The sequence below is a fragment of the Microlunatus capsulatus genome (assembly GCF_017876495.1).
GTDB lineage: Bacteria > Actinomycetota > Actinomycetes > Propionibacteriales > Propionibacteriaceae > Microlunatus > Microlunatus capsulatus.
On record NZ_JAGIOB010000001.1, the window covers coordinates 2,549,023 to 2,567,314 of the forward strand.

At 75.3% G+C, this 18,292-nt stretch carries 16 protein-coding genes; 9 read left to right on the top strand and 7 right to left on the bottom strand.

The annotated features are described in order from the left end of the window. Positions 1-27 precede the first annotated feature (27 nt). Both JOF54_RS11730 and mptB read left to right on the top strand, forming a co-directional pair. Positions 28-819, top strand: coding sequence for a glycosyltransferase (locus JOF54_RS11730; RefSeq protein ID WP_210055937.1), 792 nt, complete (start codon positions 28-30; stop codon positions 817-819). Next, positions 816-2,504 carry a polyprenol phosphomannose-dependent alpha 1,6 mannosyltransferase MptB gene (gene mptB, locus JOF54_RS11735; protein WP_210055939.1) on the top strand — a complete coding sequence of 563 codons (1,689 nt, stop codon included), beginning with the start codon at positions 816-818 and terminating at the stop codon, positions 2,502-2,504. The genes JOF54_RS11730 and mptB overlap by 4 nt, the downstream gene beginning before the upstream one ends. Here the strand turns inward: mptB and JOF54_RS11740 are convergent. Both JOF54_RS11740 and JOF54_RS11745 read right to left on the bottom strand, forming a co-directional pair. Further along, on the bottom strand, positions 2,467-3,057 hold the full coding sequence (locus tag JOF54_RS11740; protein WP_210059514.1) for an amidohydrolase family protein: 591 nt from the start codon (positions 3,055-3,057) through the stop codon (positions 2,467-2,469). The two genes, mptB and JOF54_RS11740, sit on opposite strands and share 38 nt — an antisense overlap. Beyond that, positions 3,054-3,719, bottom strand: a complete 666-nt coding sequence (locus tag JOF54_RS11745) for a MerR family transcriptional regulator (protein ID WP_210055942.1) — start codon at positions 3,717-3,719, stop codon at positions 3,054-3,056. Before JOF54_RS11745 ends, JOF54_RS11740 begins: the two co-directional genes overlap by 4 nt. 92 nt (positions 3,720-3,811) lie before the next feature. Here JOF54_RS11745 and JOF54_RS11750 point away from each other — a divergent pair, with 92 nt between their 5' ends. The 3 genes from JOF54_RS11750 to pheA all read left to right on the top strand — a co-directional run bounded on the left by JOF54_RS11750 (position 3,812) and on the right by pheA (position 6,257). Then, the gene (locus JOF54_RS11750) at positions 3,812-4,306 is read left to right on the top strand and encodes a DUF4188 domain-containing protein (RefSeq protein WP_210055943.1); all 495 of its coding nucleotides are present in this window, start codon (positions 3,812-3,814) and stop codon (positions 4,304-4,306) included. A gap of 71 nt (positions 4,307-4,377) precedes the next feature. After that, positions 4,378-5,301 carry a DUF2510 domain-containing protein gene (locus JOF54_RS11755; RefSeq protein WP_210055945.1) on the top strand — a complete coding sequence of 308 codons (924 nt, stop codon included), beginning with the start codon at positions 4,378-4,380 and terminating at the stop codon, positions 5,299-5,301. A gap of 26 nt (positions 5,302-5,327) precedes the next feature. Then, entirely contained in the window at positions 5,328-6,257 is a 930-nt protein-coding gene (gene pheA, locus JOF54_RS11760; RefSeq protein WP_307804086.1) for a prephenate dehydratase, read from the top strand. Positions 6,258-6,321: 64 nt separating this feature from the next. On the opposite strand, the gene JOF54_RS21000 is transcribed toward pheA, so the two are convergent. Further along, positions 6,322-7,989 (bottom strand): bifunctional phosphatase PAP2/diacylglycerol kinase family protein, encoded by a 1,668-nt coding sequence (locus JOF54_RS21000; RefSeq protein WP_245358059.1) that lies wholly within the window; start codon positions 7,987-7,989, stop codon positions 6,322-6,324. Positions 7,990-8,075: 86 nt separating this feature from the next. On the opposite strand from JOF54_RS21000, the gene serS reads away from it, so the two are divergent. Continuing rightward, complete coding sequence (gene serS, locus JOF54_RS11770) at positions 8,076-9,350, top strand: serine--tRNA ligase (RefSeq protein WP_210055948.1); 1,275 nt, start codon at positions 8,076-8,078, stop codon at positions 9,348-9,350. Beyond that, positions 9,347-10,165: an HAD family hydrolase gene (locus tag JOF54_RS11775; protein ID WP_210055949.1), complete on the top strand. Its 819-nt coding sequence runs from the start codon at positions 9,347-9,349 to the stop codon at positions 10,163-10,165. Before serS ends, JOF54_RS11775 begins: the two co-directional genes overlap by 4 nt. Before the next feature lie 4 nt (positions 10,166-10,169). Here JOF54_RS11775 and JOF54_RS11780 read toward each other — a convergent pair whose 3' ends face one another. From JOF54_RS11780 to JOF54_RS11795, 4 genes are all read right to left on the bottom strand, one after another. Beyond that, a complete protein-coding gene (locus JOF54_RS11780; protein WP_210055952.1) occupies positions 10,170-11,717 on the bottom strand; it encodes an AAA family ATPase in 1,548 nt (515 codons plus the stop codon). Between the two features lie 47 nt (positions 11,718-11,764). After that, complete coding sequence (locus JOF54_RS11785; protein WP_210055954.1) at positions 11,765-12,388, bottom strand: WhiB family transcriptional regulator; 624 nt, start codon at positions 12,386-12,388, stop codon at positions 11,765-11,767. A gap of 87 nt (positions 12,389-12,475) precedes the next feature. After that, positions 12,476-13,609, bottom strand: coding sequence for a lycopene beta-cyclase CrtY (crtY, locus tag JOF54_RS11790; RefSeq protein WP_210055961.1), 1,134 nt, complete (start codon positions 13,607-13,609; stop codon positions 12,476-12,478). Positions 13,610-13,661: 52 nt separating this feature from the next. Further along, positions 13,662-14,261: a bacterial proteasome activator family protein gene (locus tag JOF54_RS11795; protein WP_372443490.1), complete on the bottom strand. Its 600-nt coding sequence runs from the start codon at positions 14,259-14,261 to the stop codon at positions 13,662-13,664. A 109-nt stretch (positions 14,262-14,370) separates the two neighbouring features. On the opposite strand from JOF54_RS11795, the gene JOF54_RS11800 reads away from it, so the two are divergent. Both JOF54_RS11800 and JOF54_RS11805 read left to right on the top strand, forming a co-directional pair. Continuing rightward, positions 14,371-16,332: an ABC transporter transmembrane domain-containing protein gene (locus JOF54_RS11800; protein ID WP_210055964.1), complete on the top strand. Its 1,962-nt coding sequence runs from the start codon at positions 14,371-14,373 to the stop codon at positions 16,330-16,332. After that, positions 16,329-18,257 (top strand): ABC transporter ATP-binding protein, encoded by a 1,929-nt coding sequence (locus JOF54_RS11805; RefSeq protein ID WP_210055965.1) that lies wholly within the window; start codon positions 16,329-16,331, stop codon positions 18,255-18,257. The genes JOF54_RS11800 and JOF54_RS11805 overlap by 4 nt, the downstream gene beginning before the upstream one ends. Positions 18,258-18,292: the final 35 nt, after the last annotated feature.

An 18,292-nucleotide genomic window follows, 5' to 3' on the forward strand; every position in this document is an offset into this window, starting at 1 on the left:
CGCGGGCCGACCCTCTAGCATGGCCGGGTGAGCCCAGCCCTGGCGCGCGTCGCGTGCATCATCCCCGCCAAGGATGAGCAGGAGCGGATCGCCGCCACCGTCACCGCGGCCCTCGCGCTGCCCCACGTCGACGTCGTGCTGGTCTGCGACGACGGCAGCACCGACGCCACCGGCCAGCACGCGGCGGCCGCGGGGGCCGTCGTCGTCACCCACCGCCGCAACCGGGGCAAGGCTGCCGCCGTCGAGTCCGGCGTCAACGCCCTGGGCGTCCGCGAGCAGCGCGACGGCCGGCCCGAGTGCGGGACCCTGCTGCTGCTGGACGCCGACCTCGGCGGCACCGCCGCCGCGTGCGCCCCGCTCATCACCCCCGTGGTGGAGGGCCGGGCCGACCTCACGATCGCGGTGCTGCCCGAGCAGCAGACCGAGGACGGCGGCACCCCGGGCGGCTTCGGCCTGGTCATGGGCACGGCCGCCCGCGGCATCACCGAGCTCACCGGCTGGATGCCGCAGGCCCCGCTGTCGGGCCAGCGCTGCCTCACCCGGCGCGCCTTCGAGCTGGCCAGCCCGCTGGCCGCGGGCTGGGGCGTCGAGGTGGGGATGACCGTCGACGTGCTGCGGGCCGGACTGCGGGTGGAGGAGGTCCCCGTCGCGCTGAGGCACCGGGCCACCGGCCGCGACCTCGCCGGCCAGCTGCACCGCGCCAAGCAGCTCCGCGACGTGACCCGGGCCCTCGCCGCGCGCGGGCTGGTCCAGTCCGGGATCGACCAGGTCCGGGCGAACGGCCTCTCCTCGCTGCTCCGGCGGGACCGGGGCCGGTGAGCGCGCGCCGCCGCCGCCGTCCCGGCAACCCCGCGAAGCCCCCCGCCCCCGTCTACCGGCCGCAGCACTGGCACCGCGACCACCGCTACGGCGTCGCCGGCATCGTCGGCGCGACCGCGCTGACCCTGCTGGCCGGCTTCCTCGGCCCGTCGGCGGTGACGCTGACGCTGGGTCCCCGCCGCTCGCTGCTGCCGCCCTGGTACCTGCCGGCCGGGGTGGTGCGGCCGGACGAGTGGGTGGTCTCCGCGCTGGTCTGGCTGGCCATCGTCGTCGGCGCCGCCGGGCTCTTCGTGGCCATGCGGGCGCTGGCGGACGGCTGGAAGCCGCGGGTCCGGCGGCTCTTCGCCCTGGGCACCGGGCTGAGCCTGGTCACCATCACCGTCCCCCCGCTGACCTCGGCCGACGTGCTGATGTACGCGGCCTACGGGCGGCTGCAGGCCATCGGCCGCGACCCGTACGAGATCACCCCGGCCGAGGTCTTCCGCGGCCAGTTCGACCCGGTGCTGCGCTGGACCGAGCGGCCCTGGCAGGACACCCCGAGCGTCTACGGCCCCATCACCTCCTGGCTCCAGCTGCTGGCCAACAAGCTGGGCGGGGAGAACATGCACGACATCGTCTTCTGGCTGCAGGTGTTCGCCGTCGTGCCGTTCGTCCTGGCCGGCGCCGGCGTCGTGATGCTGGCCCACGGCGACGCCCGCCGGCAGGCCCGGGCGGCCCTGCTGACGGTCGCCAACCCGGTGCTGATCTGGGCCGTCGTCGCGGGGGCGCACAACGAGGCGCTGTCGGTCGTGTTCGCCGTCGCCGGGCTGATGATGATGCGCAAGAGCCCCTTCGCGGCCGGCGTCGGCATCGGCCTGGCGGGCTGCGCCAAGGTGAGCATCGGCATCTGGGGGCTGGCGATGCTCTGGGCCTACCGCAAGGAGCCGAAGAAGGCGCTGCTGCTCTGCCTCGGCACCGCCCTGCCGATGGGCTGGGCCTACATCCTCTGGCAGCCGACGGCGTTCTTCCAGGCGCTCCGCAACGGCAGCTACGTCTCGGTGGGCTCCTGGGCCAACCCCGTCTTCCGCTTCCTCGACCTCTTCATGACCGGCTTCAACGCCAAGGTCGTCGTCGGCGTCATCTCCTACGGCGGGCTGTTCGTCATCGCCTGGATGCTGTCGCGCACGGTGCCCTGGACGGCCGTCCCCGGCCTGGCCCGCGGCGCCGACCTGCGCCAGGACCCGCTGACCATCGCCGTCCGCACCTCCCTGGTGCTCAGCGTCGCCTGGCTGGTCACCTCGATGTACACGCTCAGCTGGTACGACCTCATCGCCTGGATGCCGCTGGCGGTGCTCGCGGCGAACAAGCTGGACCGGATCATGCTGCTGCGGATCACCCCGCTCTCGCTGGCCTACGTGCCGGGCCGGGCGATCGACGTCGGGCCGGCCCTGGACTTCACGGCCAACCGGGTCCGGGACACGGTGTCGCCGGTCGTGCAGTTCGCGGTGCTGGCCGCCGTCGTGCTGTGGTGGCGCCGCCCCGAGCGGCCCGAGCTGTTCCCCGTCCGCGCCCCCGCCGCGACGACCAGCGGCGACGCCACCACGCACACCGGCACGCCGCCGTCGGCCGTCGGCCCGGGCCGGCCCGCCCCCGCCGGTGGCCGCGGCGTCAGGCCGGTGGCGTCGTCCGGGCGGCGTAGGCGCTGATCTCGGCCCGGAGCGCCGCCTTCGTGGCGTCCGGGGCGAAGGAGGCGTCGACGGCGGACCGCGCCAGGTCCGCGAGCCCGGCCTCGTCGAGCCCCAGCAGGTCGGCGGCGATGGCGTACTCGCGGCCGAGGTCGGTGCCGAACATGGGCGGGTCGTCCGTGGCCACGGTGACCCGCACCCCGGCCGCGACCAGGGCGGGCAGCGGGTGCTCGGCCAGCGACGGCACGACGCCGAGGGCGACGTCGGAGGTGGGGCAGACGTCGAGGACGACGCCGTGCTCGACCAGGTGGGCCAGCAGCGCCGGGTCGCGGACGGCGGCGATGCCGTGCTCGACGCGCTCGGCCCCGAGGTCCCGCACCGCCTCCCAGACCGACTCCGGCCCGGTCGTCTCACCGGCGTGCGGGACGCTGTGCAGCCCGGCGGCCCGGGCCCGGGGTGCCGGGCGGCGAGCTCGGCCACGATCCGCGGTGAGGCGGAGCCGACGTGGTGCACGTGCAGCTCGGCCTTGGGCAGCCCGGCGATGAACTCCTCGATGACGTCCTCGTCGGCTCAGCGGTCCCGTGTCGGCGGACCGGGGTGGTCCGGCGCCGGCCCGTCGCGGCCCGCGGACGTCCCGCCGAAGCGGCGCACCGACAGCTCCTGGTGCGCCATCCGGCGCAGGGCCAGCAGCAGGGGCTCGACCAGCACGGTACCCAGCACCACGTAGCGGACGGCGTCGGCCGGGGAGGAGGTGGGCACGCCGCCCACCTCGACCGCGGCGATCTCCTCCATGTGCCGGCGGTAGAGGTCGAGCGCGCCGGGCTCCAAGGCGTAGCCGGCGTCGTCGAGCGCCTGCAGCGCGGCGGCCAGCTGGTCGTGGCTGCGGCAGTCCTTCTCCTGCAGCTGCCAGCCCCAGCGCTCGAGCAGCGCGTGGACGGCGCGGTGGTCGCGGGCGGGGGAGGGCTCGTCGACGGCGGCGGTGGCCACCCCGAGGAGCTCGTTGACGTCGGCGGGCGGGTCCTCGATCGCGTCGACGACGCGGCGGACGGCGGCCAGCGACAGCCCGGCGGGTCCGGTCAGCGCCCGGACCAGCCGGAGCCGCTCCAGGTGGGCCTCGCCGTAGCGCGCCTGCGTCGCCGACGTCAGCTCCCCCTCGGGCAGCAGGCCCTCGCGCAAGTAGAACTTCACGGTGGCCACCGGCACGTCGGCCGCGCGGGCCAGCTCCGAGATGCGCATCCCCGTCCTCCCCGCTCGGCGTCCGCTGCCCTTGACATTGGATAGTGCTACTCCCCAATAATGGGAACCACCACTATCCAACAAGGAGCATCATGCCACCGATCGTCCCGAGCCGGATGACCCACGACCACGAGGGCGAGCTGGTGGTCTTCCTCATCGGCATGCGCTTCAACAAGCCCTGGCGCCCCGACCTCTGGCTGCCCGTCTTCGCCGCGATGCCGAAGATGCTGGCCGAGCTCTCCCGCGACCGCGAGTCGGGGCTGCTCGGCTTCCGGGTGCTGCTGGGGTCCGGGGGGCCGACGGTGGTCCAGTACTGGAGCTCGGCGGAGAAGCTCTACGCCTACGCCGCCCAGCCCGACGCCGAGCACCGGCCCGCCTGGTCGGCCTTCAACCGGCGGGCCCGCGCCGTCCCCGGCGCCGTCGGCATCTGGCACGAGACCTACGTCGTCGAGCGCGCGGAGTCGGTGTACGTCGCCACGCCGCCGATGGGGCTGGCCGCCGCGACCGGGAGCGTCCCGGTGGGGCGCCGGGGTGAGACCGCCGCCGAGCGGCTGCGCGGCCGGGCGGGGAACGCGGCGGCCGCCTGAGCCGTCGGGCGCCGTGGTCCGGGTCGCCGTCGTGGGCCCGGTGCGGCCCGGGAGGCCCTTAGGGTGGCCGGGTGAGCGCTCCGGACCCTGGGTGGTACGCCGACCCCAGCGGGTCGGCGGGCGCCTTCCGCTGGTGGGACGGCGCCGCCTGGACGCGCTGGCTCAGCCGCGACCCCGACGTCGGCCCGCCCGAGCAGGCGCCCACGCTCAGCCCGCCCGCCGACCCGGCCGACGCCGTCGGCCCGCCCCCGCAGCCCGTGGCCGCGGAGCCCGCGGCGGCCGCGCTGCCGATCCCGCACGAGCCGCCCGGGGTCCGGCTGCCCGTCGCCGTGGCCCTCGTCGTGGCCGTGCTGGTCGTCGCCGTGGTCGCCGTCGGCGCGGTGGTCTCGGCCAGCGCCCAGCGGCTGCCGAGCGGTCCCGCGGTGGCCCCGCCCACCGGGGAGCCGGCCGGGCCGGCCGTGGTCTACGACGCGTCGTCGCGCACCGCCTCGATCGAGGAGCTGAGGCTGGTGCTGCCGGCCGCGCCGTACGTCTGCGACACCACCCCGCGGTCGGCGCTGCCCACGTTCCGCTCGCTGGTCGTCTGCAACGCGCCCGTGCACGAGGACTACGACGAGGACGGCAGCGACTGGTCGGCGACGACCGGCCTGGGCCTGGTGCCCGACTCCCTCGTCGTCGAGGACAGCCTCCAGCTGACCGCGGCCAAGGTCTTCGCCGCGCTCCGCGGCCAGTTCTTCGCCGGCCAGGAGACGACGGAGGAGAAGCCGCAGCGGCAGTCCTGGGACGGGGCTCCGGCCGGGGAGTCCGAGGCGCGGACGGCGGAGATCCACTACGCCGTCGACGGCGTCCCCAGCCGGTACGACCGGACGAGCGTGCTGGTGGTCGCGCTGGAGGACGGCGGCTACGGGATCTGGTTCTCCAGCCGGCCCGACGACACCCCGGAGGCGACGCTGGCCGCGCTCGACGCCTCGCTGGCCGGGATGACGACGCGCTGAGGCCCGCCCGCGGCTAGCCTGTGCCGGTGCCCGGAGTCCCGCCCGCCCAGTACGGCTACTTCGGACCCGCCGGGACCTTCACCCACCAGGCGCTGATGACGCTGCCCGCCCTGCACGGCGAGGCGATCCCCTTCGCCAGCGTCGGCCAGGGCCTGCAGGCCGTCCGCGACGGCGAGGTCACCGCCGTGCTGGTGCCGATCGAGAACTCCGTCGAGGGCGGGGTGACCGCCACCCTGGACAACCTGGCCTACGGCGACCCCCTGGTGATCACCCGCGAGGTCCTGCTCCCGGTCCAGTTCACCCTGTTCGCCCGGCCGGGGACGGCGCTCCGCGACGTCCGACAGGTGCTCACCCACCCGCACGCCGCGGCGCAGTGCCGCGACTGGCTGGCCGCCCACCTGCCCGGGGCGCTTGTCACCGAGGGCGGCTCGACGGCGGCCGCCGCGGCCGAGGTCGCCGACCCGGCCTCCCGCTACGACGCCGCCGTCTGCGCCCGGGTGGCCGGGGAGATGTACCGGCTGACCCCGCTGGCCGAGGGCATCGCCGACAACGCCGAGGCGGTGACGCGCTTCGTGCTCGTCTCCCGGCCCGGCCCGGTCGCGCCCCCCACCGGGGCGGACAAGACGACGCTGGTGCTCTTCCTGCGCGAGGACCACCCCGGCGCGCTGCTGGAGATCCTCGAGCAGTTCGCCAGCCGGGGCGTGAACCTCTGCCGGATCGAGTCCCGGCCCACCAAGCGCACGCTGGGCGACTACTGCTTCTCCGTCGACGCCGAGGGCCACCTCGACGACGCCCGGCTGGCCGAGGCCCTGATGGGCCTGCACCGCGTCTGCGCCGACGTCGTCTTCCTGGGCAGCTACCCCCGCGCCGACCAGCAGCGCCCGGTCATCCGGGTCGGCACCACCAACGACGACTACGCCGCCGCCGCCTCCTGGCTGCGCCGCCTGCACGGCTGACCCCCGCTCCGCCCCCGCTCTGGAGCGCTCAGGCCTTCGACGAGCTCAGGCAGCGGTGAGCCGCTCAGCCGCGGGCCTCCTCCAGGTGGTCCTCGGTGGACTGCTCCAGGGCGTCGGCGGGCTGGCCGGCGGAGGTGCCGCTGGTCCGCGGCACGCGCAGCACCAGGGCGCCGGGCTTGACCTCGGCGACCATCGTGCCGCACTCGCCGACGGTGTCGCCGTCCAGCTGGTACTGGTCGCGCTCCTCGACGGTGATGGTGACCTTCTTGCCGGTGATCCGGTCCAGCTGCTCGTCCGAGCGGCGCTGGCGGGTCAGCACCCGGGTGGTGATCCGCACCCAGTCGGCCGCGGTGCGGGGCGAGGCGACCATGACGTCCAGCAGGCCGTCGTCGTACTTGGCGTCGGGGATCAGCGGGATGTTGGCCTGCAGGTAGCCGACGTTGCCGACGACGATCACGTGCGCCCGGCGGCGCAGCGGCGGCGCGTCGTCGACCTGGATGGTCGTGTGCAGCGCCGGGTGGTTGGCGTTGCGGGCGGCCGAGACGAAGTAGGCGGCCGAGCCGACGGCCTTCTTCAGGTCGGGGTTGGTGCCCTCCATGATCACGGCGTCGATGCCGATCCCGCCCATCACCGCGAAGTGGTCGGGGGGGCCGTCGTCGACCCGGATCTCCACCAGGTCGACGCCCTTGTCGACGCCGTCCAGGGCCACCTCGAGCGCCGCGGCCCGGTCCAGCGGGATGCCGATGTTGCGGGCCAGCAGGTTGCCGGTGCCCGAGGGGATGAGGCCGAAGGGGATGCCGCTGCCGGCCAGGCCCGCGCAGATCACCCGGATCGTGCCGTCGCCGCCGGCTCCCAGGACCAGGTCGACGCCGGCGTCGACGGCCTGCCGGGTCATCGCCCGGCCCGGGTCGTCGACGGTGGTCTCGATCCACAGCGGGTGGGTCCAGCCGCGCTCGGAGAGCTCGTACTCGACCTGCCGGCGGAAGGTCACCCAGTCCAGCACCTTCGACGGGTTGACGATGACCGCCGCCCGCCGCGGCGGCCCGTCGGTCTCGGCGTCGGGCTGCCGGCTTCGGACCATCTCGGTGACGAGGTCGTGCGGCACGGGCACCCGGACGCCGGTGACGACCAGGCTCAGCACGGCGACCACGCCGCCCAGCAGCAGCCCGCCGACGAGGTCGCTGACGTGGTGGGCGCCGAGCAGCCAGCGGTCGACGGCGACCAGCAGCACGACGCCCGTCGCCCCGGTCTGCCAGAGGAACCGGGCCCGGACGCTGCGCCGGGTGACGGCGAAGACGGCCCCCACCCCGATCGCGGTGATGGTCGCGCTGACCAGGTGCGCCGCCGGGTAGGCGGAGTGCTGCACGGTGATGACGTCGAGGGCCTGGGCCGGGTGCGGCCGGTCCACCAGCAGCCGGAACAGGGCGGTCGCGCCCCAGCCCAGCGCCGCCATCAGCAGCAGGGCCACCGACAGCTGGCGGAGCCGGCGGCGGGAGGCCCAGAAGGCCAGCGCCAGCAGGGCGAGGTACTGCAGCGTGGGCAGCGCCACCAGCGCGACGGCGGCCGCGACCTGCGCCAGCGCCGACCGCGGGTCCAGGGGCCGCGGCAGCAGCCGGTCGTCGAGGGCCCGGAACGCGGGCCAGGACAGGGTCATCGCGGTCCACGCGGCCAGCGCGGCGACGAGCACGGCGAGGATCACCACGGCGGCAGGGCGAGGAGGTCGTCGCGGCATGGGCTGATTGTCCCCTGCCCGGTGCCGCCCGCGGCACCGCCGCAACGCAGGTGCTGACGGCGGGGCCGGCTGGATAGGGTGAGGCGGTGATCGACGTCAAGGTGCTCCGCGCCGACCCCGACCGTGTCCGTGCCTCCCAGCGGGCGCGCGGGGAGTCGGTCGAGCTCGTCGACGACCTGCTGGCCGCCGACGAGGCCCGCCGCACCGCGATCACCCGGTTCGAGGAGCTGCGGGCCGAGCAGAAGGGCCTCGGCAAGCAGGTGGCCCGGGCCGCCGGCGACGAGCGCGCCGCCCTGCTCGCCCGCACCCGCGAGCTGGCTGAGGAGGTCAAGAAGGCCGAGTCCGCCTCCGGCGAGGCGTCCGCGACCTTCGACGGACTGCTCAAGCAGGTCGGCAACCTCGTGTTCCCCGACGTCCCCGAGGGCGGCGAGGACGACTACGTCGTGCTGGAGACCCACGGCGAGCGCCGCGACTTCGCCGCCGAGGGCTTCACCCCCCGCGACCACCTCGAGCTGGGCCAGCTGCTGCAGGCCATCGACGTCGAGCGCGGCGCCAAGGTGTCCGGCTCCCGCTTCTACTACCTGACGGGGCAGGGCGCCGAGCTGGAGCTGGCCCTCATCAACCTCGCGATGAGCCTCGCGCTGCGCAACGGCTTCACCCCGATGATCCCGCCGGCGCTGGTCAAGTCCTCCGCCATGGAGGGCACCGGGTTCCTGGGCCAGGCGGCCCAGGACGTGTACCACCTGCCCGACGACGACCTCTACCTCGTCGGCACCGCCGAGGTGCCGCTGGCGGCCTACCACTCCGACGAGGTGCTGGACGCCGGGTCCCTGCCGCTGCGCTACGCCGGCTACAGCCCCAGCTACCGCCGCGAGGCCGGCTCCTACGGCAAGGACACCCGCGGCATCTTCCGCGTGCACTGGTTCGACAAGGTCGAGATGTTCGTCTTCTGCGCCCCCGAGGACGCCGAGGCCGAGCACCAGCGGCTGCTCGGCTGGGAGAAGGAGTTCATCGAGGCCCTCGAGATCCCCTACCAGGTGCTCGAGCTGGCCGGCGGCGACCTCGGCCTCAGCGCGGCTCGCAAGTACGACTGCTACGGCTGGCTGCCCACCCAGGACCGCTACCGGGAGATCACCTCGACCTCCAACTGCACCGAGTTCCAGGCCCGGCGGCTCAACGTCCGCGCCCGGTTCGCGGGCGGCACCGGGCCCGTGGCGACGCTGAACGGGACGCTCTGCGCCATGACGCGGACGATCATCATGATCCTCGAGAACCACCAGCAGGCCGACGGCTCGGTCCGGCTGCCGGCGGCGCTGCGGCCGTTCCTCGGCGGCCGCGAGGCCCTGGTCCCGCGCGGATGAGCGACGCCGCTGCCCCCGGGCCCGCCGACGACGGCTGGCGCCCGCGGCTGGTCGCGCTCGACGTGGACGGCACCGTCGTCGACCGGAACGGCGCCCTGCCCGGCGCGGTGAAGGACGCGATCGCCCTCGTCGTCGCCGCGGGGGTGCCCGTCGTCCTCTCCACCGGCCGCAGCTGGCACGGCACCCGCGACCTCGTCGACCTGCTGGGCCTGCCGCCCGGCCCCTCGGTCTGCTCGAACGGCGCGGTCATCGTCACCTACCCGCCGGAGGAGGTCGTCCAGGCCATCACCTTCGACCCGCGCGACGTCATCGACCGGGTGGAGGAGTTCGCGCCCGGCACGCTGATCGCCGTCGAGGAGGTCGGACGCGGCTACCGGCTCAACGGCCACTTCCCCGACGACGACCTGACCGGCGAGATGGTCATCCAGGACTCCCAGCAGCTCGGCGCTCAGCCGGTCACCCGGGTCATCCTGCGCGACCCGACGCGCTCGGCGGAGGACTTCATCTCCCTGGCCCAGCACCTCGGGCTCAACGGGGTGACCTACTTCGTCGGCTGGAGCGCCTGGCTCGACATCGCCCCCGAGGGCGTCAACAAGGCGACGGCGCTGGCCGAGGTGGCCGCCGGGTTCGGCCTGACCGCCGCCGACGTCATCGCCTTCGGCGACGGCCGCAACGACCTGGAGATGCTCCGCTGGGCCGGCCGCGGCGTCGCCATCGGCGATGCGCCGCCGGAGGTGCAGCAGGCGGCCGACGTCGTCACCGACACCTTCGCCGACGGCGGCCCGGTCGCCGAGCTCCGCCGCTGGTTCGGCTGAGCGCTCAGTCGTCCTCCGGCGCCGTCCCCCACGTCGGCCCCCGCGGGGCCAGGCCCGGACGCGCCGCCCAGCGCGGTGCTCCGTCCTCGTCGTCGATGTCGTCGTCGAGGTCGCGGTCCTCGTCGAGGTCGTCGTCCTCCGGGTCGTCGTCGCCGTAGGAGTGCCGCGCCCCGCCGAGCAGGCTGCGGGTGAGGGCCTCGGCGTCAGACAGCATCTCCTCCAGCGCCCGGTCGAGGTCGGTGTCGACGGGTGCGCGGCCCTCCTGGGCGGCGACCAGCACGGTGCGCCGGACGGCCTCCTTCGCGAACGAGGCCGTCACCCCCTCGGTCCGCTCGGCCGCCGCATCGAGCGCCGTCGCGGTGACGCTGCCGGCCTCGACCAGCCCGGCGCCGTAGAGCCCGAACAGCCGCCGCCGGCCCTCCAGGTCGGGCTTGGCGATCTCGACGGCGAGGTCGACGCGGCCGGGCCGCTCCACCAGGGCGCGCTCCAGCAGGTCGGCCCGGTTCGTGGTGAGGACGAAGGTGATGTCCGCGTCGGGGGCCAGCCCGTCCATCGCCTCGAGCATCTCGAACAGGGCGGCACGGGTGTCCCCGCCGCGGTGCTCGGCGACGAGGTCGCAGTCCTCCAGCACGACGAGCGCGGGCTGCGCCGCCCGGGCGAGGTCGGTCGCCGTCCGCAGCAGCCCGAGGGTCTGGCCGGACAGCAGGACCGCGGTGGTGCCGGGCGTCCGGCTGAGCAGGTGGCGCACCAGGTGCGTCTTGCCGGTCCCGGGCGGCCCGTAGAGCAGGACGCCGCGCTTGAGGTGCTGGCCGGCGGCGCGCAGGGCGTCGCGGTGCTCGCCGAGGCCGACGACGTGCCGGGCCACCCGGTCCAGCACCCCCGGCGGCAGCACGACCTGCTCCGCCGGGAGGTCGGGCCGGACGCGGAAGGAGAGGGTGGCGCCCGGCGAGTGGTAGTCGAAGGCGTCGGCGGCGAAGGAGACCACCTGGCCGCGCAGGATGCTGCGCCGCGACATCTCGGCCCGGACGCGGAGCATGAACTCCTCGACCACCGAGGGGTCGGCGGCCAGCAGCTCGAGGGTGTAGCTCTGCCGGTCGTAGTCCTGGTTGGCGGCCCGCTGCAGCCAGACGAGCGGCCGACCCGCCAGCTCGACCAGGCCGATGCCGAGGACCACGACCCGGCGGTCGCTGGCCGGGCCGGTCGGCATCCGCCGGTAGCTGACGGCACCGGGGCTGAACGGGTAGTGGCTGCGGACCAGGTACTCGGTGAAGCCCTCGACGTGGCCCCGGTCGACGCCGTGGACGCCGATCCGCTCGCCGCCGAGGTCGGCCAGCAGGAACTCCAGGGCCAGGTCGAGGTCGACCACCTGGTGCTCGGGGACGGTCTCGACGACCGGCTCCACGGTGGTCGGGTCGGCGCCCAGGAAGTCCCGCACGCGGACCCCGAGCTCGGTCAGCTCCTCGGTCGCGGCCTCGTCCTCGTCGGCGATCTTCTCCATCGCCCGCACGAAGCGGGTGAAGGAGCGGGCGAAGGCGCGGGTCTCGTCGTCCACGGGTCCTCCTCGTCGGGGACCCTCACCGTAGACCGTGCCGCGGGGGCTCAGGCGGCGTGCTGGTGGCCGCGCGGGGCGGGGCGGGTGACGGCGAGGGTGGCCTCGAGGACCTGGCGGCGGCTGGGCCGGACGGCGACGGGCCGGGGAGCGCTGGGCTGGTTGCGCTCGCGGCGCAGGTGACGCTTCACCGTCGACAGCGAGCAGCCGAGCCGGACGGCGAGGACCTCGAGCGTCTCGTCGGGGTGCGCGGCCCGGACCCGCAGCACCTCGTCGTGGTCGACGGGCCGGCTGCCGCCCAGCACGCCGGCGAGGGTGTCGAAGTCCTCCGGCTGGACGACGACGCCGAGCCGGCGGCGGATCTCGACGCGCTGGCGGGCGGTGGTGCCGCCGACGTAGCCGGCGACGTCGTGCTCGACGACCGCGCGGTAGAGGCAGTCGACCACGAGCGGGCAGGACTGGCAGGCGTCCTGCGCGTCGGCGACGAGGTCGGCGTAGCGGCGGCGGTCCTGCGCCGGGGCGCCCGTGGCGGGCGGCTCCTCCAGCAGCGGGTCCTGGAACACCCGGGGCGACGAGGCGCAGACGGGTGCGGCGGCGCGGGCGGGGGCGGCGGGAGCGGCGGTGCCCGGGCGGGGGAGCGGGGAGGTGCGGCGAGGGGCGAGCGTGGTGGTCATGGACGGCTCCCGAGGTGTCGTGGTTGTTCGGCCTCGGGTGGGACGGGGTGCCGCGGCGTCCGGTTCCGTCCGCGCGCAGGTTTTCTCCTAGCGCGGCGCGCGGGCGGCGGCGATGGCCCGCACCGCCTTGGAGATCGGGACGGGCGGGCGGCCGGCCAGGATCCGGAACTGGTCGGAGCGGGTGGACCGCGCGGCGTAGAAGCGCTGCACCAGGGCCGGGTCCAGGCGGTAGAAGCGCTGCAGCACCTGGTAGCGCTCGGTGGGCTCGGCGGCGCCGAACAGCATGGTGTCGAGCAACCGGTAGAAGCCGCGCTCGCGCCAGGTGCGGGCGGCGTGCTCGTGGGTCAGACGCAGCAGGGCCGGGTGCGAGAGGTCGTCGGCCGCGGCCACCAGGCCGGCCAGCCGGATCGCGTCGGGCAGGGAGTAGCCGGTGGTGGGGTGGAACAGGCCGGCCCGCATGCCCGCCTTGGCCAGCTCGATGCCGGTCGAGGCCCAGTAGCGCTCGAAGTCCCCGCTGACGACGACGGGCAGCACGCCGCTCTCGGTGCGGCTGGTGCGCTCGACCGGCCAGCCCTTCGCCGCGGCGTACGCCGCGATCCGGCGCTGCAGGTCGCGGACGTCGAGGTCGGGGGAGTCGCTGTAGTAGGTGTCCTCGACGAACAGCTCGTGCGGCCCGAACGGCAGCAGGTAGACGAACCGGTAGCCGTCGCGCTGCTCCACCGTCGCGTCCATGACGACCGGGTGGGCGACGCCGTGCGGCGCGGTGGTGTGCAGGACCTGGCCGACGAACTTCTGGTAGCCGAGCCGCAGCAGGCCGAGGTCGCCGGGCCCCCGGGCGTCCAGCACGGCGCCGGTGCGCAGGGTCCGGCCGTCGTGCAGCCGGACCCGGTCGGGCCGGGCCTCGGCGACCCGGCCGCGGACGACGGCGCCCGCCGGCAGCCGGGCGTGCACGACCTCGGCCAGCCGCTCGGAGGTGATGCTGCGGTACGGCGCGTGCAGCTCGCGGGCGAAGCCGGGGAAGGAGACGTCGTAGGCGTCCCAGCGGTGGCTGATCAGCGGCTCGACGAGCCACTCGTCCCCGTCGTCGACGTCGGCGGCGAAGTGCGACCAGACGTGGTTGCCGCCGACCCGGTCCTGCTCGACGACGGCCAGCCGCAGGTCCGGGTGCCGGGCGGCCACCGCGAGCGCGACCAGCCCGCCCGCCAGGCCGCCGCCCAGCACGGCGAGGTCGACCTCGCGGTCCTCGTGCCCGTCCTCCCCGCGGCGCTCGGGGTCAGAGATACATGCCCCCGCTGCCGCCCCCGGCCGGTCCCTCGGGGCCGACCGGTCCGCGACCCGCGGGCAGGGCGCGGCGCATCTGCTCCAGCTGGGCGCGCGCGGCCATCTGCTGGGCGAACAGCGCGGTCTGGATGCCGTGGAAGAGGCCCTCGAGCCAGCCGACCAGCTGCGCCTGGGCGATCCGGAGCTCGGCCTCGGTCGGGGTCTCCTCGGCGCTGAAGGGCAGCGCGATCCGGTCCAGCTCCTCCACGAGCTCGGGCGCGAGGCCCTCCTTGAGTTCGGCGATGGACGCCGTGTGGATGGTGGCCAGGCGCGAGCGGCTGGCCTCGTCCAGCGGCGCGGCCTTCACCTCGTCGAGCAGCTGGCGGATCATGTTGCCGATCCGCATCACCTTGGCGGGCTGCTCCACCATGTCGGTCACCGACGTGGGCGAGTGCTCGGCCGGGGCGCCGGCGCGCTCCGCCGGCGGGCCCTCGACGGCCATCGCCTGGGGCGTCACGACGAAGACGCGGCCGTCCTCGGTGGCCCCCGCCACGGCCTGCCCGCCCGGTCCGCCGTCGCCGTCCTGGCCGTCCTCGCTCTGCTGGCTGGTCATGGGTCGATCCTAGGTGCGGCCGCTGACAGCGCGGCGGCCACCCGGAGCCCGCGCGGCCGCGCGAAACCGGGTGGAGACTGTCAGGGGCGCACCCTAGGCTGAGCCGGTCATGCAAGACTTCCCGCCGGTCGTCCCGGACTTCGAGGACACGGCGGCCACCCCCACCCCGCGGGCCCTGGCCGACGTGCGTCCCCGCGCACCCCGTCCCGCGCGCAGCCGCGGTGACTTCTCCCACCCCGACACCCGCAGCCCCAGCCGCTTCCTGCTCTGGCTGCTGCGCCAGCAGCGCTCGGCGGTCGTCGTCCTCACCGGGGTGACGGTGCTCCAGTGGCTGCCCGGCGCCGTCGGGCCCTACGTCGTCGGGCGGATCATCGACGACGGCATCACCGCCCGGGACCTCGACGTCGTCGTCCGGCTCTGCCTGGTGCTGCTGGGCCTGGTCCTGGTCGGCGCCGCCTCCGGCGTCCTCAGCCACACCCTCATCGTCCGCACCTGGCTGGTGGCGATGTACGGCAGCATCAAGCTGGTCACCCGCAAGGTCGCGCAGATGGGGCACGTGCTGCCCCAGCGGACGCCGACGGGCGAGGTGCTCAGCGTGGCCTCCGGCGACGCCGACCAGTTCGGCGGCCTCAACGAGCTGCTGGCCAACCTGGCCGGCGCCGTCGTCGCCTACCTGGTCATCGCGGGCCTGGTGCTCTCGACCTCCTGGCAGCTCGGCGTGGTCGTGCTGGTCGCGGCCCCGCTGATCGTCGTCTTCGCCCTGCCGCTGCTCAAGCCGCTGCAGCGCCGGCAGGAGGCCGAGCGCTCGCGCTCCTCCGACCTCACCTCGCTGGCCACCGACATCGTCGCCGGCCTGCGGATCCTGCGGGGGATCGGCGGCGAGCAGACGTTCGCCCGCAACTACGCCGCGCAGTCCCAGCTCACCCGCGCCGCCGGGCTGTCGGCCGGGCGCTGGCAGGCCGCCGTCGACGCCACCAGCGTCCTGTTCTCGGGCCTGTTCCTCGTCGCGCTCACCTGGCTGGGCGCCCGGCAGGTCGTCTCCGGCCAGCTGAGCGTCGGCCAGCTCGTCAGCTTCTTCGGCTACGCCGTGTTCATGGTGTGGCCCATCCAGACCTTCTTCCAGTCGACGCAGAAGTGGGTCCGCTGCCTGGTCTCGGCGCGCAAGGCCATCGCCGTCTTCGAGCAGCAGCCGCCGTGGACGCCGCCGGCCGAGCCGCTGCGGCTGCCGGCCGACGGCGCGCTGCACGACCGCCGCTCCGGGTTCACCGCCCGCCCGGGCGAGCTGACGCTGGTCGTGTCCGCGCTGCCGGACGACTCCGCCGCCCTGGCCGACCGGCTGGGCCGGTACCTGCCCGCCGAGTACGAGCCGGTCGGCCTCGACGTCGAGGGCGTCAAGGGCCGGGCCGCCAAGCGGGCCCGCGCGCAGCAGCAGGCCGACCGGGCCCGGCTGGCCGAGCGCGACCGCGTGCTGGCCTCGGGCAGCTGGGGCGTCAGCCTCGGCCCCGTCGACCTGGCCGACGTACCGCTGGCCGAGGTCCGCCGCACCGTCCTGGTCAGCGACGCCGCCAGCCAGGTCTTCGCCGGCACCCTGCAGGAGCTCGTCGACCCGCACGACCGGCTGACCCGCGAGCAGGCCGAGGCCGTGCTGCACGCCGCGGCGGCCGAGGACGTGTTCGAGGGGCTCCCCGGCGGCTGGCAGGGCACGATCGACGAGCGCGGCCGCGGCCTGTCCGGCGGCCAGCGCCAGCGGCTGGTGCTGGCCCGGGCGCTGGGCCTCGACCCCGCCGTCCTCGTCCTGGTCGAGCCGACGTCCGCCGTCGACGCGCACACCGAGGCGCTGATCGCCAGCCGGCTGGCGGCGCACCGCCGCGGCCGGACCACCGTCGTCACCAGCGTCTCCCCGCTGCTGCTGCACCACGCCGACCGGGTCGCCTACCTGGAGGACGGCGTCGTCGCGGCCAGCGGCACCCACGAGGAGCTGCTGGACGGCTCGCCCGGCTACCGCTCCGTGGTGGCCCGGGCCCTGGACGAGGCCGCCGAGCAGGCCTCCGGCGTGGGGGAGGGACGATGACCGACCTGACCACCCAGCTCGAGGGCTCGGCCGAGACGTGGCGGACCGGCACCCCGGCGCCCGTCGTCCCGCCCGTGCTGGAGCCGCCGTACCGCGGCGCCCCGCGCGAGCGGCTGCGGGCCTGGCGCGCCCGGCACCTGGCCCGCGAGGAGCGGGCGGAGGAGTACTACCGCGGCTCCCGCCGGCCGGCCCGCGCGCTGCCGGTGGCCGGCAGCTCCGACGTCGTCGCCTTCCTCCGCGACCTGTTCACCAGCCGGCGGTTCCTCGTCGTCGCGCTGCTCGTGCTGCACGCCCTGGCCGCCCTCGCCGGGCTGGTGGTGCCGCGGATCCTCGGCACGCTCGTCGACGCCGCCGGGGCCGGCGGCTCGCTGGCCGACCGGCTGGACGGGCTGGCGCTCGCCGTCGTCGCCGTCGTGCTCACCCAGGCCCTCCTGACCTTCCTGGCCCTGCGCACCTCGGTCCGCTTCGGCCAGGACCTGCTGGCCGAGGCGCGCGAGTACGTGGTCCGGACCGTCCTGCGGCTGCCGCTGGGCCGGGTCGAGAGCGCGAGCTCGGGCGACCTCGTCACCCGCGTCACCCGCGACGTGCACACGATGAGCGAGTCGGTCCGCTTCGGCCTGCCCGAGGCGATCATCGCGGCGATGACGACGGTGCTGACCGTCGTGGCCATGGTGCTGAACTCGTGGCTGCTGGCCCTGCCGCTGCTGGTGAGCATGCCGCTGCTGTGGTTCTCCACCCGGCGCTACCTGGCCCGCGCGCCGAAGGGCTACATCACCGAGGGCGGCACCTACTCCCGGATCAACACCACCCTCACCGAGACGGTCGAGGGCGCCCGGACCGTCGAGTCGCTGGGCCTGCAGGAGGGCCGGACCCGGCGGGGCGACGACGACATCGCCGTCTCCTCCCAGGCCGAGCGCTACACGATGGCGCTGCGCAACCTGCTGTTCGGCGTGCTCGGCATCGCCTTCGACACCCCGCAGGTGCTGGTGCTGCTCGTCGGTGCCGTCGGCTACGTCAACGGGCTGGTCAGCCTCGGCCAGATCACCACCGCCGTGCTCTACGTCCAGGCCCTCATCGAGCCGTTGGAGCGGCTGATCCGCAACGTCGACCGCCTCCAGGTGGGCGTCGCCTCGACGGCCCGCCTGCTCGGCATCGCGACAGTGCCGCAGGACCGCGAGCCCGGCGACGAGCTGCCGCTGGGCAACCACCTCGTCGGCCGCGACCTGCGCTTCGCCTACCGCGAGGGCCACGACGTGCTGCACGGCGTCGACCTCGACCTGCGGCCGGGGGAGCGGCTCGCCGTCGTCGGCCCCAGCGGCTCGGGCAAGTCGACGCTGGGCCGGCTGCTGGCCGGCATCAACGGCCCGCGGACCGGCTCGGTCACCGTCGGCGACGTCGAGCTGACGGCGCTGCCGCTGGACGTCATGCGCACCCAGGTGGCCCTGGTCACCCAGGAGCACCACGTCTTCGTCGGCACCGTCCGGGACAACATCATCCTGGCCCGCGAGACCTCGACCGACGAGACCGTGGTCGAGGCCCTGCGCACCGTCGACGCCTGGGACTGGGTGGAGCGGCTGCCGCGCGGCCTCGACACCCTGCTGGGGGCCGGGCACCAGAAGCTGACGCCGGCGCAGGCGCAGCAGATCGCGCTGGCCCGGCTGGTGGTGGCCGACCCGCACACCCTGGTGCTGGACGAGGCTACGTCGCTGATCGACCCGCGGACGGCGCGGCACCTCGAGGGATCGATGGCGGCGCTGCTCGACGACCGCACCGTCGTGGCCATCGCGCACCGGCTGCACACCGCGCACGACGCCGACCGGATCGCCGTGGTCATCGACGGCCGGATCGCCGAGCTGGGCAGCCACGACGAGCTGGTCGAGGCCGACGGCGAGTACGCGCGGCTGTGGCGGGCCTGGACGTCCTGACCGCGGCGGTTTGAGCGGCGTCCCGGCCGGGCACT